16 protein-coding genes are annotated in these 16449 nt (G+C 63.1%); 10 read left to right on the forward strand and 6 right to left on the reverse strand.

Annotated elements, in window-relative coordinates:
* Positions 1-14: 14 nt before the first annotated feature.
* From GSQ89_RS02930 to GSQ89_RS02940, 3 genes are all read right to left on the reverse strand, one after another.
* Positions 15-1163, reverse strand: coding sequence for an amidohydrolase family protein (locus GSQ89_RS02930; protein WP_158921831.1), 1149 nt, complete (start codon positions 1161-1163; stop codon positions 15-17).
* 1010 nt (positions 1164-2173) lie between these two features.
* A complete protein-coding gene (locus tag GSQ89_RS02935) occupies positions 2174-3238 on the reverse strand; it encodes a ketopantoate reductase family protein (protein WP_158921833.1) in 1065 nt (354 codons plus the stop codon).
* Positions 3239-3298: 60 nt separating this feature from the next.
* Entirely contained in the window at positions 3299-4126 is an 828-nt protein-coding gene (locus GSQ89_RS02940) for a phytanoyl-CoA dioxygenase family protein (protein WP_158921835.1), read from the reverse strand.
* A 47-nt stretch (positions 4127-4173) separates the two neighbouring features.
* Here GSQ89_RS02940 and GSQ89_RS02945 point away from each other — a divergent pair, with 47 nt between their 5' ends.
* Positions 4174-4707 (forward strand): YdcF family protein, encoded by a 534-nt coding sequence (locus GSQ89_RS02945; protein ID WP_158921837.1) that lies wholly within the window; start codon positions 4174-4176, stop codon positions 4705-4707.
* 144 nt (positions 4708-4851) lie between these two features.
* On the opposite strand, the gene GSQ89_RS02950 is transcribed toward GSQ89_RS02945, so the two are convergent.
* On the reverse strand, positions 4852-5184 hold the full coding sequence (locus GSQ89_RS02950) for a TIGR02300 family protein (RefSeq protein WP_158921839.1): 333 nt from the start codon (positions 5182-5184) through the stop codon (positions 4852-4854).
* Between the two features lie 172 nt (positions 5185-5356).
* On the opposite strand from GSQ89_RS02950, the gene aroA reads away from it, so the two are divergent.
* From aroA to mepA, 5 genes are all read left to right on the forward strand, one after another.
* On the forward strand, positions 5357-6700 hold the full coding sequence (gene aroA / locus GSQ89_RS02955) for a 3-phosphoshikimate 1-carboxyvinyltransferase (protein WP_158921841.1): 1344 nt from the start codon (positions 5357-5359) through the stop codon (positions 6698-6700).
* Positions 6700-7335: a (d)CMP kinase gene (cmk, locus tag GSQ89_RS02960; protein WP_158921843.1), complete on the forward strand. Its 636-nt coding sequence runs from the start codon at positions 6700-6702 to the stop codon at positions 7333-7335. Before aroA ends, cmk begins: the two co-directional genes overlap by 1 nt.
* A gap of 126 nt (positions 7336-7461) precedes the next feature.
* Positions 7462-9630 carry a BTAD domain-containing putative transcriptional regulator gene (locus GSQ89_RS02965; RefSeq protein ID WP_158921845.1) on the forward strand — a complete coding sequence of 723 codons (2169 nt, stop codon included), beginning with the start codon at positions 7462-7464 and terminating at the stop codon, positions 9628-9630.
* 257 nt (positions 9631-9887) lie between these two features.
* Positions 9888-10376 (forward strand): polysaccharide biosynthesis/export family protein, encoded by a 489-nt coding sequence (locus GSQ89_RS02970; RefSeq protein WP_158921847.1) that lies wholly within the window; start codon positions 9888-9890, stop codon positions 10374-10376.
* Positions 10373-11182, forward strand: a complete 810-nt coding sequence (gene mepA, locus GSQ89_RS02975) for a penicillin-insensitive murein endopeptidase (RefSeq protein WP_158921849.1) — start codon at positions 10373-10375, stop codon at positions 11180-11182. Before GSQ89_RS02970 ends, mepA begins: the two co-directional genes overlap by 4 nt.
* A 245-nt stretch (positions 11183-11427) precedes the next feature.
* On the opposite strand, the gene GSQ89_RS02980 is transcribed toward mepA, so the two are convergent.
* On the reverse strand, positions 11428-12054 hold the full coding sequence (locus GSQ89_RS02980) for an NUDIX domain-containing protein (RefSeq protein WP_158921851.1): 627 nt from the start codon (positions 12052-12054) through the stop codon (positions 11428-11430).
* On the reverse strand, positions 12047-12871 hold the full coding sequence (locus GSQ89_RS02985) for a nitroreductase family protein (protein WP_158921853.1): 825 nt from the start codon (positions 12869-12871) through the stop codon (positions 12047-12049). The genes GSQ89_RS02980 and GSQ89_RS02985 overlap by 8 nt, the downstream gene beginning before the upstream one ends.
* A 159-nt stretch (positions 12872-13030) precedes the next feature.
* Here GSQ89_RS02985 and GSQ89_RS02990 point away from each other — a divergent pair, with 159 nt between their 5' ends.
* The 4 genes from GSQ89_RS02990 (at position 13031) to GSQ89_RS03005 (ending at position 16283) form a co-directional block, all read left to right on the forward strand.
* A complete protein-coding gene (locus GSQ89_RS02990; protein WP_158921855.1) occupies positions 13031-14095 on the forward strand; it encodes an Ldh family oxidoreductase in 1065 nt (354 codons plus the stop codon).
* A 706-nt stretch (positions 14096-14801) separates the two neighbouring features.
* Positions 14802-15329 carry a PaaI family thioesterase gene (locus tag GSQ89_RS02995; protein WP_254073049.1) on the forward strand — a complete coding sequence of 176 codons (528 nt, stop codon included), beginning with the start codon at positions 14802-14804 and terminating at the stop codon, positions 15327-15329.
* Positions 15330-15470: 141 nt separating this feature from the next.
* Positions 15471-15875 carry a VOC family protein gene (locus GSQ89_RS03000; protein WP_216855983.1) on the forward strand — a complete coding sequence of 135 codons (405 nt, stop codon included), beginning with the start codon at positions 15471-15473 and terminating at the stop codon, positions 15873-15875.
* Between the two features lie 39 nt (positions 15876-15914).
* A complete protein-coding gene (locus tag GSQ89_RS03005; protein ID WP_158921857.1) occupies positions 15915-16283 on the forward strand; it encodes a VOC family protein in 369 nt (122 codons plus the stop codon).
* Positions 16284-16449: the final 166 nt, after the last annotated feature.

Consider the following 16449-nt stretch of genomic DNA (forward strand, 5'->3'; position numbering starts at 1 on the left):
ATGACGGGTTGGTTTCAGTTCACCAGGTTGTAGAACTTCGCGGCATTCTCACAGGTGATCTTGTGGATCTGGTCCGCGGTCAGGCCGCGGAACTGTTCTTCGATGTATTTGTCTGACTCGGGCCAGATGCCGTCGGTGTGCGGGTAATCGGACCCCCACATCAGCGTATCTTCCGTCATCAGGTTGTTGGTGTTCAGCAGCTTCGGGCCAATCGGATCGAACTGGAACGTGGCCATGCACTGGCGTTGCCAATACTCGGATGGTTTCAGTTTCATCAGGTCGCGGAAGCGGTCCTCGAACTCGAAGTCCATGCGGTCTAGGGCGTACGGAATCCAGCCGATGCCGCTTTCGCCGAACGAGACCTTCAGGCGGGGGTAACGTTCGAACACGCCCGCGCCCATCATGGCTGCCAGGATATGGATCAATCCCATCTGGAACGATGATACGCCGGTGAACATGGCGGCTCGGCGCACCTGGCCGGAGGTCATTTCCCTCGCGCGAGGGGGTGTGGTGGGGAAGGTGTGGAAGTGGAGGGGCAGATTGACGTCGCTGACGGCTTGCCAGAGCGGTTCCCAGCACGGGTGCCACATCGGCTCCATGTCCCAGGAGCAGGACAGTTCCAGGCCGCGCAGGCCCATTTTGGCGGTGCGATAGATTTCCGCCACGGCCCATTCGACATTGCCGTAGGGCAGGCAGGCCAACCCGATGTGACGGTCAGGATAGTAGCTGCAGAAATTCTTCAGCCAATCGTTGTAGATCCTGAACATCTCCATGGCCGCCTCGCTGTCCTGCATCTTCGATGCGGACCCGAGGATGCCGAAGATCACCTCGGCGTCGACGCCGTCGCGGTCCATCTCCTTGGCGCGGAGATGCGGATCGCTGGGGCGCTGGATGCCTTTCTGGCCGTCCTCGAACATGCCGGTCTTGGCCATGATGTCGACACGTCTGTTCTGGCCGGGGACCAGTTTGGCGCCGCCCGGACCAACGCCGTTCAGCAGGCCGAAGTTGGCGCCGCTTTTGGTGACCCACATTTTACCATCGGGACCGTCGGTCACGTATGGCATGCGATCGCGTAGCTCGTTGGACGCCTCGGATGTGAAGAGTTCGGGGGGCATCCAGGGCATATCGAGATGGCAATCGGCGGATATTCGTTTGTACTGCATGAGCTTCCTCGTGATGTTGTTTTTCTCGAAGTCGGCAGGCAGCGCTATCCTATATCCGGGTTGGCTGAGTCTCCAAATCCCGGGGTCGCTTTCGGGTCTGTCATTGCGGTTTTGGTATGATTTCTGCGCGATGACCGTGGGGTTGTTGGCGGTTCTTTTTTTAAGGCGGATTAGCGGGATAAGGGGGGGATGAAGGGGATTGTTGTTGCGATGTGGGGAAGTTGGACTTTGGGTCTGGCTCAGTTGTTTGGTGGGTGTAGGGGATTGTTGGCGCCCTTTATTCATTTCGATGTTGCGGGACTGCTTGTTTACTCGGGGCGGTGACCGTTTTGTGTTCGACCATGTGTTACGTTACGGTGGTGGAGTTGGATAGCCGGGTGCCGCAGAAGAACGGCGCATCTCCTTCATTCATCTGCATCTCGCTTAATCAGCCTTAAATGACATGCCTCGCGCCAGTGACGACACAATTGGCGGGGGCACGAATGTCCTACCCCGCGCGTGCTGATGGAGACGGCTGATCGGGCTTGGGTTGATGGACGTTGGCATAGGCAACTGGTTTACAGAATTTCCGAAGAAGGCGTGGATGCCGATCTGCATCGGCATGACGGGAGGGCGGTAGCTTGGCCCGGGGGGTGTCCGTTACGGCCTTGGAACATAGAGGATGGCCTGGCGGGGCTCCGGCTGCAACAACCACGAATCCCCCTGTATCCATCTGCATCCCGCTTAATCCGCCTTACAGGACCTGCCTCGGCGTCAGTGACGACACATGACGGGGGCACGACCGTCGCTATCCCGCGCATGCTGATGGACGGTGGCATAGGCAACTGGTTTACGGAACTCCCGAAGAACGCGTGGATGCCGATCTGCATCGGCATGACGAGAGGGCGGCGGCGTGACGGAAGGGCGGTGGCGTGACCGGGGCTGCTTTAGCATGATGTTGGGGCGATGCCTGCATCGGCAGTGCCGGGATTGGGCGGCAGTGCCGATGTCGAAGCATTTTTTCGAGAGCTTTAGCTGTTGACCAGAACGTTCTCCGGCCGGGGCGGAATTTCGCCGCGTTCCACGCGCAGGACCTGGCGGGTCAGCATTTCGTGGGTTGGCGCCTTGACGCCAACGCGAGCACCTTCGCTGGCGATGAAGCCGTTCATGAACTCGATTTCCGTGCGGCGGCCTTTTTCCATGTCCTGCGCCATGGACGGGCGCTGGTAGTCGCTGCGTTCGGCCTGGCCGGCACCGCCTTGGGTCATCAGACGCTCGATTTCGGCGTATGATTCGGCGTCGTTTTCCATGGCTTTCGCCAGTATCTCGAACGGCAGCGCACCGACTTTTCCAAGTTTATAGCCCAGCTTTTGGCCAACGCGAACGGATTCGCCACCCAACTGGATGCAAACGCGACGAACCGCGGCGTGGTTGTCGCGGGCATTGCCGCCCATGCCGGTCGCGGCAGACACACCATTGCGCATGCCGTTGACGCAGAGTTTCGTCCAACGCTCGCCCCACAGATTGTCCGTTGCCTTGGAGGCGTCGATGCTGGACATGATCTCGGCGATTTCCTGCGAGCGTTTGGTGATCTTGCCGCTGGGTTCGCCGACATAGAACGATGTGATGTCGGCCCGTTTCGCGTAGCCGCGGCGGATGTGGCCCGGCTGGTAGAGGTCGACGCCGACCCCGCCGGTGACGATGCAGCCAAGAGTACGACCCCAGCCGACGACGCCGGCGACGCGTTCCTCATTGATGCAATTCTGCATCGAAACCACGCAGCCGGAGGCCGACAGGTATTGCCGGATCATCGTCGCGGCCCACACGGTGTCGTATGACTTAACCGAAATAAATGCGATATCGATCGGCTTTTGCTTGGCCAGGTTCTGCACCTCGGTCAGGTGCATGGCGTTGACCTTCACGGTCATCCGTTCCTGCGGCGTCATGCCGAAGATTTCCATGCCGTGTGCCTTCAACTGCTCGACATGTTCCGGCCACGGATCGATCAGCGTGACATCGTGACCCGCCGCGGCCATGTGAGCACCCGCATAGCCGCCGACCGCTCCGGCGCCGATTACCGCGATACGCTTAGACATCGTTTCGTAATCCTCTTTGACTTCAAATCCGCCTTATCGCGGAATGCTCGCGTCCGGCAATCAGACGCGCATCTCTTTGCCGGTTTCCCGCATCAGAATCTTCGCATGGGCGCCGGTCACTGCCGCATGAAACGCGACCGCCCGGTCCGACATGTCGGCATCGGGGCGTTCCTCAGGCTCGAAATGGCCGTAGGTGTCAATGCCGCGCACGAGGGTGGCGTGGTCGTGGGTGCCGGCGATTTGCCGCACCGTCGTCGGAATGTAGCGAATCGCGAAACCGATGCGGCGGTAAGGTGACGGATTGGGATCGGAGCCGTGGATGAGCCGCACGTGGTGCAGCGACATTTCGCCAGCCGAGAGCGGTAGCATCTGCGCCTGGTGCTCATCGACCTCGACCATGACCTCCTGCCCACGGCTGAGCAGGTTTTCCGGACTGAACGTATCGCGATGCGGCACCTGGTCCAGCTTGTGGGAGGCGGGGATGACGCGCATGGCGCCGTTTTCCGGCGTGCTGTCGGACAGTGCGACCCAGGCAGTGACCACATCGGCGGGATCGAGGCCCCAGTAGGTCGAATCCTGGTGCCAGGACACAAAGGCCGGGTTGCGTGGTTCCTTGATGAAGAAGGAACTGCCCCAGCACAGGATGTTGGGGCCGATCACGTCCTCGACCGCGTCCAGGATGCGCGGATGACGGATAAGGTCGTTCAGCCAGGTGAACAACAGGTGCGATTTGTGGCGCAGCTTGCCGGCCATGGCACCGGCGCCGGCCTCGAACGTCTCCAGCTCGCCACGCAGGGCATCGGCCTCCTGGCGTGGCATCACGCGGATCGGGGCGTAATAGCCGTCGTCCTGATATTGGCGGATCGCCGCCTGGGTCAGCACTTTCATGGTTTCCTCCGCTTGGCCGTCGGCGGAGAGCATGGGAAACGGTGGCGATGAAAGTCAACCCATCCGACCCCGAACCGGCCGCGCCTGACGTGGTCATCGTTATCTTCGGCGCGGCGGTGCGGCCGGATGGAGGACCGAGCCAGACGTTACGTGACCGAGTGGATGCCGGTGTTCGGTTTGGCGCTGGGTTTGTTCGGCCGCTGTTCATTCCCACGGGTGCAAAGGGCCGTTACGGCGACGCCGAGGCGACGGTGATGGCTCGGCGGTTGATGGCGGCGGGGTTTCCGGGCGAGGCGATCCATGAGGAAAAGACCGGCACCGATACGCTGTCGTCGGTTCGCGCGGTCGCGCACATGGTTTGTGGCCGGTCGCCGGTTTACGCCTGCACGAACGGGTATCACCTGCCGCGTTGCCTGGTGCTGCTGTGGATTGCGGGTATTCGCGCACGCGCGTGCCCGCCGCCGCCTGTTCCCGAGGGGGCGGACCGCTGGCGGCGGTGGTACTGGCGGCTGCGGGAGGTGCCCGCCCTGCCCTACGACGTCCTGCTGATGATGTGGCTGCGGGTTGTCGGGCGGGTTTGAACGGGGCGTTGGGGGGCCCCGTCTTCGCTCCAACGGATGAAGCGCAGATGGCCGGGACTTTGCCCGGCCATGACGGATAATGCGTCTACACTCGCCATTTATCGATGCCTGCGGATCGCCCGTGACGATGACGCGGCGCCGCGACTACCGCTCGTTTTCGTCGGCGTCGGATTCGACCTCGATATCGCCGCCGATGACGTCGGCGTCGTCCTCCAGGTCGTCGGCCGCCTCCAGGACGTCTTCTTCCTCGACGTCCTCCACGCCTTCGACTTCCACATCCACGTCCTCGGGCGCGGGGGTGGGCTTCTTCGGGCGCTTGTCTTCGACGACGTTGCCGCCGGTGCGCCGCGGACGCGGCTGCTCGATCGGCTGTTCGGTGCCGCATTTGGGGCAGACGGCGGAGGACTTGGTCAGGTCGTAGAATCGCGTGCCACACGCGACGCAGACCCGCTTGGTGCCGAGTTCAGGCTTAGCCATGCGTCTATTAGGCCCTTCGTGACAGTCGCCGATTATGGACTTCGAACAAGAGCGGGCGCCCATGCCATTACGGCGCCGCCCTGTCAAATGGCTTATCGTGTTTCGCGGCGGTATCCGCTTCGCCCGAAAGCCGATATCAAGCGCCGAACACGCCAGCTCCGGACCCTGCCCCATGGATGAAGCCGCCCCTCGCCCGCTGATCTCCGGCAAATCGCCGTCTGCCTTGAACGGGCGGATCGCCGTGCCGGGCGACAAATCGATCAGCCATCGCGCGCTGATGTTCGGCGCGCTGGCGATCGGCGAAACGCGGATTACCGGGCTGCTGACCGGGGAGGACGTGTTGCGCACCGCCGCGGCGATGCGGGCGCTGGGCGCCGAGGTGATCCGCGACGCCGATGGTACGTGGCGGGTCGCGGGACGCGGGATCGGCGGGCTGACGGAGCCGGCCGACGTCCTCGACATGGGCAATTCCGGCACCGCTGCCAGGCTGTTGTGCGGTATCCTGGCCAGCCATCCGTTTTTTTCCGTGATGACTGGGGATGCCAGCCTGCGGGGGCGGCCGATGCGCCGGGTAATCGATCCGTTGACCGCGACGGGGGCTCGTTTTTCGGCGCGCGAGGGCGGCCGTCTGCCGCTGGCGATCGAGGGCGCGCGTGAGGCCTTGCCGTTGGACTACCGTGTGCCGGTGCCCTCGGCGCAGGTGAAGTCGGCGGTGCTGCTGGCCGGGTTGAACGCGCCGGGCATTACGCGGGTCGAGGAACCGGAGGCCACGCGTGACCACAGCGAAAACATGCTGCGCCATTTCGGTGCGACCGTCCGTGTCGAGGTTGCCGGGTCCGGGCGGATCATCGAATTGCAGGGGCAACCTGAACTGCGGGCTGCCGATGTGGTCGTGCCGGGTGATCCGTCCTCGGCGGCCTTCCCGCTGGTCGCGGCGTTGTTGGTGACTGGCAGCAAGGTCACCATTCCGGCGGTCGGGTTAAATCCGCTGCGCACCGGACTTTTGCTGTGCCTGGAGGAAATGGGCGCCGATATCGTGGTGCGGAATCGGCGGCTCGAGGGTGGTGAACCGGTGGGCGACCTGGAGATAACCGGCGGTCCGTTGCGCGCAGTGGATGTGCCGCCTGAACGGGCACCCAGCATGATCGATGAATACCCGGTGCTTGCGGTGGCGGCTGCCTGTGCCTCGGGGACGACGCGGTTGCGCGGGTTGAAGGAACTGCGCGTCAAGGAAAGCGACCGGTTGGCCGCGACGGCGGCGCTGCTGACGGTCAACGGCGCCAAGGTGGAGATCGAGGGCGACGACATGATCATTCACGGCACCGGCACGCCGCCTGCCGGTGGCGGCATGGTCAAGACCCACATGGATCATCGTATCGCCATGTCCGCCATCGTCCTTGGGACGGCCACGACGTCACCGGTCACAGTCGACGATGCCGGATTTATCGATACCAGTTTCCCGGGCTTCGTCGACCTGATGAACGGGCTGGGTGCCGCCATTCGTCCGGTATCGTGATGATGAAGCCCATCATCGCTATCGACGGGCCGGCGGCGGCGGGCAAGGGCACCCTCGCCCGCCGTCTGGCCAGCACACTGGGGCTGCCTTACCTGGACACCGGATTGCTGTATCGCGCGGTGGGGCGGCGCGTGCTGGATACCGGTGGCGATCCCGCCGATCCCGCGACGGCCGAAGACGCCGCCAGGTCATTGCGCCCCGAAGACCTGGATCGTTCCGACCTGCGTGGCCCGCAGGCCGACGCCGCCGCGGCATCGGTCGCCTCCATTCCGAACGTGCGTGCTGCGTTGCTCGCCTTCCAGCGCGATTTCGCCGCCGGGAATGGGGCCGTGCTGGATGGTCGCGATATCGGCACCGTGATCTTTCCCGATGCCTCGGCAAAACTTTTCGTGACCGCGAGCTTGACGGAACGCGCCCGGCGGCGGTGGCTGGAACTGCGTGCCAAGGACGTCGATACCGATATAGCGACAGTCGAGGAGGACATGCGGCAGCGCGATGCGAAGGATGCGGATCGTTCGGCTGCTCCACTGCGGGAAGCGCACGATGCATACCGGCTCGATACAAGTGAAATGGACGCCGAGACCGCGTTCCAGTCGGCACTTGTCTTCGTCCGGAGCCGGATCGGCGGGGTCTGACAGACCAGATTACATCCGCGGCCGATCCAACCAGCGACGTTGGCGCCCCGGTCGTGAGCCCGTCATATGGCTATAGCGCATGGTCGTGTAACGCATTACAAACACGAACTTGGTCCCGAGGGAATGATGGCAGACTCCACAACCCGGCTTCCCGCGCCGCCGTCACCGACAAGTGCACTCGACCACGTCGTCGTCCGGTTGCGGCTGATCGGCCAGATGGAAGCCTGGACCGTGCGCAGCGAAAGCGTGTTGCCGGCCGGGCGCAAAACCCGAGCGCTGCTGGCATGCATCGCGATGGCGGCGCCGCGGCCGGTGCTGCGTGGCAGGTTGGCGGAACAGCTTTGGAGTCGGCGGCCGGAAGAGCAGGCCCGCGCATCGTTGCGGCAGGAGATCCACCGGCTGCTGGACGCGCTGTCGCCGGCGGAAACGGAAATCCTGGTCATTACCCGCGATCACCTGACGTTGCGGCCCGGCGCGGTGTGGATCGACGTCGAGGAGGTGATGCGGGCGACGACAGCAAATCCGACGTCGCTGGCGCTGCTCGATGGGGACCTGCTGGAAGACCTGGACGGGGTCGATCCGAATTTCGATGCCTGGCTGAACACGGAGCGCGAGCGGCTGCGCGACCGGGCACGCGGCATTGCCGAGGCGTTGCTGAAGGAAAACCTGGAACCCGACGCGGCGATCGCGGCGGCGCAGCGGCTGTTGACGATCGATCGGTCGCATGAAGGCGCCTGGCGCTCGCTGATGAAGGCGCATGCCGCTCGGGGTGAACGCGGGCTGGCGGTTCAGGCGTATGACCGATGCCGAGCGGTGCTGGCGGATATGCTGGATGCGGCGCCGTCGGTCGAAACGCAGAAACTGCTGAACGAAATTCGCGGGCCGTCGCACAGCCGTCTGCCGCTCCGGCCGCCACAGGCGGCGGAATCCGCGGCGCCGACGCCGACACCACCTGCTCCGCCACCTGTCGCCGCCGAACCGGAGCCATCCCCGCCCGCAGCCGACGTGCTGCCTGCCCCGCGCAAGCGTGAGGCTTCAACGTCGCGCGGTGGTGCCCATGTCGGCGTCATGCCGTTCCGCCTGATCGGCATACCGGACGAGGACGCCCATTTGGCGCCCGGGCTCGCCGACGAAATCACCAACGCGCTTTCGCGGTTCCGCTGGATGTTCGTTGTTTCGTCCAACTCTTTGGGACGGTTCGCGGCCGAACAGCGGGATGAGGCGGCGATAAGGCGGGAATTCGGACTGGACTTCCTGCTGGATGGATCGGTGCAGCGGGCGGGCAACAAGATCCGCATCAGCCTGCGGCTGTTGGACCTGCGGGCGAACAATCAGATCGTCTGGGCTCGCCGCTTCGACCGCGATGCCAACGACCTGCTGTCGCTGCAGGATGAGGTCGCCGCCGAGGTGGTCGCGCAGATCGATCCGGAAATCCTGCTGATCGAGGCGAAGCGGAGCACAAGCCGCGGACCGGTCGATGCCACGGCGTACGACCTGATGCTGCGCTCGATCCCGCTGATCGGACGGATGGAGCATGAGCCGTTCATGCAGGCGGGGCAGCATTTGGCCGATGCCATCGCGCTGGAGCCGGATTACGCGGCTGCCTACGCCTGGTATGCGTACTGGCACATCTTCCTGGTCGGGCAGGACTGGGCCGACCATCCCAAGGCGATGATGGAAAAGGCCGGCGATCTGGCCGAACGGGCGATCGTGCTGGATCCCTTCGACGCGCGCGGGCTGTCGATCAGCGGGCATGTGCGGGCGTTCCTGCACCGGCGACTGCGCGAGGCGATGGTGCTGCATGAGCGGGCGCTGTCACTGAACCCGAATTTGGCGATGGCGTGGGCGTTGTCGGCGGTCACGCATGCCTATGCCGGGGACCCGGAGGAGGCGGAACGGCGCAACGACCGCTATAAGAAGCTGTCGCCGCTGGACCCACACGCGTTCTTTTTCGATGCGTTCTTCGTGCTGATTCACTTGATGAAGCGCGATTACGAGACCGCGGTGGAGGTTGGGCGGGCGGTCAGCCAGCTCAATCCGTCGTTCAGCGCCACCTACAAGCCCTATCTGGCGGCACTGGGTCACCTGCGGCGGGACCAGGAAGCCACGATCATCCGCCGCCGCCTGTTGGCGCTGGAGCCGGATTTCACCATCGAGCGTTTCCTGGAAACCAACCCGATGGAGCAGGAGAGCGACAAGGTGCACTATGCCGAGGGCCTGCGCCTGGCCGGCATCCGCGAGCGCGATCCTCCGGCGGCCAACGCGCCGATCATTCTTCGGCCGGGGTTGAGTTAGTGTCCTGCCCCAGACGTTCGTCGTCTCTTACGGCGGACTTCTGGGATCGGCAGGCCACAGAAAACAGAGCGCTGGTTGCGTTCGTACAAAATACCCGCGAGGCATTAACCAAAAATTAGGGATCCGGACCGTATCTCTTGTCTGGCCGGAAACCTGGCGCTCTGACTGCAACCCTAAAACAGGGTTTCTTCATCGTGCGACCACTCGCGTGTCTTTTGCTCTGTTTGGCGGCCGTGGCATGCGCACCCGGACACGGTTTGCCAGCGCTTCCGTCAGTCGAACCCGGCGCCTACCGGCTTGGGGTCGGCGACGTGGTTCGGCTGATCACGGTCGGCGACGATACGCTGACCGGCGAATTCCAGGTCGGCGCCAGCGGCAAGATCGCACTGCCTCTGTTGGGCGAAATGCCGGCGTCCGGGCAGACACCGGATGGATTGGCGGCCGAAGTCCGCCAGGCCCTGGTGAAGGGCAATCTTTACAATGCGCCGTCGGTGTCGGTGGAAGTGACCACCTATCGGCCGATATTCGTGCTGGGTGAGGTCAGCAAGCCGGGCCAATATCCGTATCAGCCGGGGATGACGATGGTGACCGCGGCGGCGGTGGCGGGCGGCTTCACATATCGGGCGATCGACGACTATGCTTCGGTGGTGCGGACCCGGGACGGCGTGGCCATCGAGGGGAAAGCGACTCGGCAGGCCTTTATCCAGCCAGGTGACGTCATCACGATCTACGAGCGCAGGTTTTGAATCTTTATCGCGTTGCGGCTTTCCTGGTTATGACGACGGCGGCGGCGATGGCGGGGCAGCCGGGTCCCGCATCTGGCCCGCTGCACATCGTTGGCGGCCCGAATACGGGCGGATGTATTGCCGGTGCCATCAGTCTGCCGCCTGAAGGACCGGGGTTTCAGACGATCCATCTGGATCGGAGCGCCTTCTGGGGCGCGCCTTCGACCATCGCTCACCTGGAACAGTTCGGCACGGAAGCCGCCGCCGCCGGCATGCCGACGCTGCTGGTGGAGGATATCTCTCGGGCGCGCGGGGGGCCGCTACCGGGCGGGCATGTCAGCCATCAGATCGGGCTGGACGCGGATGTCGGGCTGGATATGCGGCCTCGGCCGCCGCTGTCGGACTCGGCGCGCGAAACTATCGAGCTGCACAGCATGGTGCGGCCGGATGGACGCGGTGTCGATCCGTCGGTGTGGTCGCCGCGGGAGATCGCTCTGCTGCGGATGGCCGCCGCGCTGCCGGAGGTGGACCGCATCCTGGTCAATCCGGCGATCAAGCAGCAGTTGTGCGGGGAGGTGACCGGCGACCGGTCGTGGCTGCATCTGATCCGGCCTTGGTATGGCCATGCGGCGCACATGCATATCCGGTTCCGTTGCCCGGCTGGGCAGGCGGATTGCGTGCAGGCAGCGCCTCCGCCGACGGGGGATGGCTGCGACGCGACGCTGCAATGGTGGTTCGATCAGTTGGACGCGCCGGCGAAACCGTCGGCGCCGTACAAGGCTCCGCCGGCACCGGCGGCGTGCAGGGCGATTTTGAGTGAGCGGTGACGTTCAGGCTGCACGGCTTTTATCGCGCTACGGGTTGGCGCGGTTCTGATTCTGTTTCGCGGGTCATGATCGCGGTGGCGGAGATTGGTCGCGGAAAGGCGAAACGCCAAGACGCCAAGAAACGCTGAGGGAGACTGTTCCGGCGACACTGCTACCTCTTGACTTACCATGCCCGGTCGACACCTTGGCGCTGGCGAGTCCACGGGCACGAACAGGAGCCCAGGGTGCGTTTCGCGGCCACTGGGCTACTCCATCACCCAGCCACGGTCGCGCAGCAGAACGGGTGTCCGGGTTTGGATGTCGCGTTCGGCTTCGGGCAGTGCGAGCCACCATTGCAGGCGTTCCAGCACGCGTCTTGTGGGTAGGGCTAGGCCCAATGCCAGGGCCTCGGTCAGGCCGTAGAAGCGCAGGCCTTCCAGTTCGCCGTCGCCGCCGAGTTCGCCGCTGACGTGGCGTGCTTCCACCAGCAGGAAGCGGGCGTTGAAGCGGATGGGCGATCCGGGTGGGGTGACCGCTCGCGCCAGGTAATGCAGCACATCCAGACGCGGGGGATGGCCGAGGGAGAGACCGGTTTCTTCCTGTAGTTCTCGGGCGGCGGCGATGGCCAGGGCATGAGCGAGTTTAGGGTTGGTTTTCTTGCGTAAGGAGCGTTCCGTTGCCTCGGAGAGGGATGTGGCGGAGGGCGCTGTGAGGTCGGGGCGGTCGACGCGGCCGCCGGGGAAAACCAGACGGTTGGGCATGAAACGATGTTTTGCGCCGCGCATGCCCATGAGTATGTGCGGTTCATCGTTCTGACATCGTAAGACGAGCAGGCTGGCGGCGTGTTTGGCTCGGACAGTCCGGCTTTCGATGATCAGGGCGTCGTCAGGCAAGATCGAAACCCTTCGTCTTCAGGTAGGTGGAGAAACCGAAACGTTCCGGGACGGAGAGTTGGCGGGCGACGTTCTCGCTCCAGCCGACGCCGTCGCGGGGTGGGTAGACGTCGTTGTTCTTCAGGCCTGCGGCGGCGACGGGGTCTCGGGCGTTGCGGCGCTGGTCGTAGGCGGCGACTTCGGTTTCAAGGGCGCTGTCGTCGTAACGTTCGCGGTGCACGACGACGGATGGGGGCAGGCGCATCGACACGGGGCGGCGGAACTGCGGCCAGCCTACGCTGAGGCCGGCGACCGGGTAGACTCCGGATGGGAGGCCGAGCAGTGGGGAGACTCGTTCGATGTGGCTGCGGACGTAGCTGATGGGGCATGTGCCCAATCCGATGGCCTCGGCGCCGGCCATGAAGGCACCCATCGCCAGGGTGCAGTCGACGGCGGTGTTCAGGAAGGTGTCCATGTTGTTGTTGGCGTGCGGCATGTCGTGCAGGGCGCACAGGCGTTGGCCTCGACGCATGTCGCCGCACCAGACCAGGAAGACCGGTGCGGTGGCGATCCAGTCCATCGTGCCGATCCAGTCGGCGATCTGTTTGATCCTCGGGCGGTCGCGCATCACCACCACGGAATATTGTTGCAGGTCCGATTTGGCGGGGGCGGATTGGGCGGCGGCCAGCAGGGCGTCGAGCAGCGAATCGGGGACGTCCTGGTCGGTGTAGCGGCGGGCGACTCGCCGGTCGATCAGGGGGGCGACGGCGTCCGGGACCTCGGTTCCTGGTAGGTCTATACCGAACCTTGCCCCGAGCAGAGCTTGGCTGTCGGCCATGATGTTTCCCTCCGCATTGCTGGTCGTCGTCCGCCACCCTTGCCGGAACCCCGCGGACGCGCAAGGTTGGGATTGATATGTTCTTTCGCGTGATTCACGCCTTCTGGCCTTCGGCCTCAGGCGATCACGCTCCAACGCTAACCTCCGGAGGGGAATTTCATGCCCGCGACTTATGACAACCATCGTGCCCAGCTTAAGGCCATCCTGATCGGGTGGGGGATGCCGGAGGATAATGCGGAGACGACCTCGGAAATCCTATCGTGGGCGGACCTGCACGGGGTGGACAGTCATGGGATTTCGATGATCCCCGGGTATGACGGGCTGCGCCGTTCGGGGCGGGCGAAGATGGATGTGCGGCCGAAGATCATCAAGGAAACGCCGGTGTCCGCTGTTGTCGATGGCGGGGGTGGGCTGGGGCATGTGCCGGCGCATTTCGCCATGGCGGCAGCGATCGCGAAGGCGAAGAGCGTGGGTGTCGGGATCGCCGTGGTGAAGCACTCGGCGCATTTTGGTGCGGCGGGGTTCTATTCGCTGATGGCGGCGAAGGAGGGGCTGGTGGGGATGTCCTGCACGTCCGCGTCCGGCATCCAGGTGGCGCCGACGTTCGGCAAGCAGGCGCGTTTGGGGACCGATCCGTGGTCGTTCGCGGCGCCGAGCGGAGATGGGGTGCCGTTTTTGCTGGATATGGCGACGACGACGGTGGCGGCGGGGCGGATCCGCAACAAGGCGAATGAGGGGCTGCCGACGCCGGATGGGTGGGTTTTGGACTCTGAGGGCAACGCGTCGAACGATCCGCTGGTGGCGAAGGAGAAAGGTGGATTCCTGACGTCTCTGGGCGGGTCGCCGGAGAATTCCAGCTACAAAGGGTATGGGCTGGCGGTGATGGTGAATATTTTGGCGTCATGCCTGTCGGGGGCGACGCTGATCACCGATCCGATGCATACGAAGAAGCCGGTGGGGATGGATATCGGGCACTTCTTCATGGCGATCGATCCGGGGTTGTTCCGGGAGTCGGATGATTTCCAGACGGATGTGGCCAGCTTCATGGGGGCGTTGCGAGCGACGACTCCGGTCGATCCGGCTCGGCCGGTGATGGTGGCGGGCGATCCGCAGTGGAAGTATGCCGAGACGCGGATGGCGAACGGGATTCCGGTGGGGCCGGGGTTGATGGGGCAGGTGCGGCAGATTGCTCAGGCGGCAGCAGCGCCTTGGTTGCTGGACTGACGGGTTGGGGTTTGGCCCTCGGTTTGGTTGTGATTGCCGAGGGCTGAATTGGCGTTCCGGTCGTATTTTGAGGACTTTTCGGTCGGTTGAGCGAAAACGCGTGTTGGGGCAGGCATCCGAGCATTGTTGGAGGGTATTTCGGTTATACGTTTTGGAAATCGCAACCCATTGAAATTATTGGGTCTAACGTAGTTCTCGAAAGTCTTGAGTATCGCGAAGCAGCCCGGGCAGCGTTGCGGTATCGTCTCCTTCTCCATGGTCGGCTTTTGGCCTATCGTGCTACTATCACACGAAACGGGCGTGCAGGGTTGGTCATACGAATCGCTGTCGAACGATGATGAAGTTTATGCGACGCTATGGATGGTATATTTTTCTCATCCCGGCCGTAATCTTTATACTAGATGACTACGAAACCAACTGGCACGACCATGGGCACGAAAAGATAATATACGTAATTTTAGAGAATGTAGCTGAGGATACTGCGGCTTTTTTGTTATACTTGACTGCCCAATGGTGGCAAGATCGCGCAATTTCCCATATTCACGCTGAATGTCCGAAGTGCCATTTTAAATTTCTTATGCATCCCAAGCAGAAGATACCTTTTTGCCCTCGTTGTGGTGCGTCGGAGCCGCCGTAGGGAGGACGTGGTTCCACCACGTTTGCCGCGACTTGGTTACGGTCGTGCCTTCGGCGAAACCTGATATTCTTGAGTCAAGCACAGGATGGTTCGATTGCAGACAATCTGCGCGATTTCCACGATTCGACGATTGTAGGGGCAATCATGAAACATGAAACTGAGAATGCCGGTTATGAGGACCGTATCCGAGCGAGTTTCGCCAAGCAGGGGCTCATGGCCACACTGGGGGCTGCACTCATCAAGGTCGCTCCCGGCCTTGTTGAGATTGCGATCCACCCTGCCCCAGCGATCTCACAGCAGCACGGCTTTGTTCACGGGGGCGCCGTCAGCGCCATAGCTGATTCGGCCGCCGGGTATGCCGCTCTCAGCCTGATGCCCCCGGATAGAGGTGTGTTGACGACAGAGTTCAAAATCAACCTTGTCGCGCCCGCCGCTGGAGATCGTATCATCGCCCGCGGCAGAGTGATCAAGGCAGGCCGTACGTTGACGCTCGCTCAGACAGAGGTATTCGCTGAGAGCGGAGGACAGGAGAAGTTGATCGCTCTGCTAACCGCAACGATGATGGCGGTCGAAGGCCGGGACGGCGTCAGCGATTGATCGGCTGGTCTTCATGCTTCCGCGCCCTGCAGGATGCGGTGCACGTTTCCTGGTAGATGCATTTGCGCGCCAGCGAATTGGCCATGCAGAATGCTGCTCGGTATTGGCTCCCTGCAAAGCATTACGACCGGGAATGGGAGAATGAGTGATATGAAGCGCACGTGGACGATCATCGGCGTGGCTGACGTGGCTCAGAGTTTTAAGTGGTACCAGTCGTTGCTTGGTCTGCCGGAAACGGCTCCCGCCCACGACTACTTTGGGCAAATCCTCGATGTGGATGGAACGGTTCTGCTCTGTCTCCATGCGTGGGGTGCTCACGGGCATCCTTCGTTGACAAATCCGCACGCGGCCAAGCCTGGCAACGGGCTTTTGTTGTTCTTCCGGGTCGATAATTTTGACATTGCCTTGTCGATGGGGCGGAAACTGGTCGACCGACTGGAAGAGGAGCCGCATGTGAATCCCAGCACCGGAACGCTGGAGTTTTCACTGCGTGATCCTGACGGATATTACGTCAGCATCAGCGCGCTTGATGCGACGTTTGGTTGAATGCATAGTTTGATACCTCCACCAGCAGCGGGAATTCGGATGTCACGCATTGCCCCATGGGCCTTTGTGCTCGCCGTTCCGGACTTCAACCGAAGCGCAACCTACTTCCGCGATGTTCTGGGGTTTCGTGTTTTGTGGGAAGAAGCGACGGATTGGCGGCTGGTCGAGCGGGACGGTGTGCGGATCATGCTGGGAAACTGTCCGAATGCCCTGCCGCCTTCCGGACTGGGGTCTCACAATTGGTTCGGCTATCTGAGTGTCGATGATGTCGATGCACTGCATGGCGAGCTGACAGCCCGAGGGGCTGCGTGCTCACCGCCGACCGACACGGCATATGGGATGAGGGAAATCGTCGTCACGACGCCTGACGGGCATCGGATCGTGTTCGGGCAGGATACGCCTCGGTAGCTGGTTGGTTCAGATTTGGTCTGGGACGATACTTGCCAGGTCTGTCCCTTCGTGGAACCCACGAGGCGATTGCCGGTCCGGTGGCGTGGATCATGGCCGCCTAATCGGCCGAACGTTGCCACCGCTCCCGCTTCCTGTCAGACCGCTCCGCCCGAGGCCGGGTCGT

The sequence above is a fragment of the Acidisphaera sp. S103 genome, from assembly GCF_009765975.1.
In the GTDB taxonomy this organism is placed as follows: Bacteria; Pseudomonadota; Alphaproteobacteria; order Acetobacterales; family Acetobacteraceae; genus Rhodopila.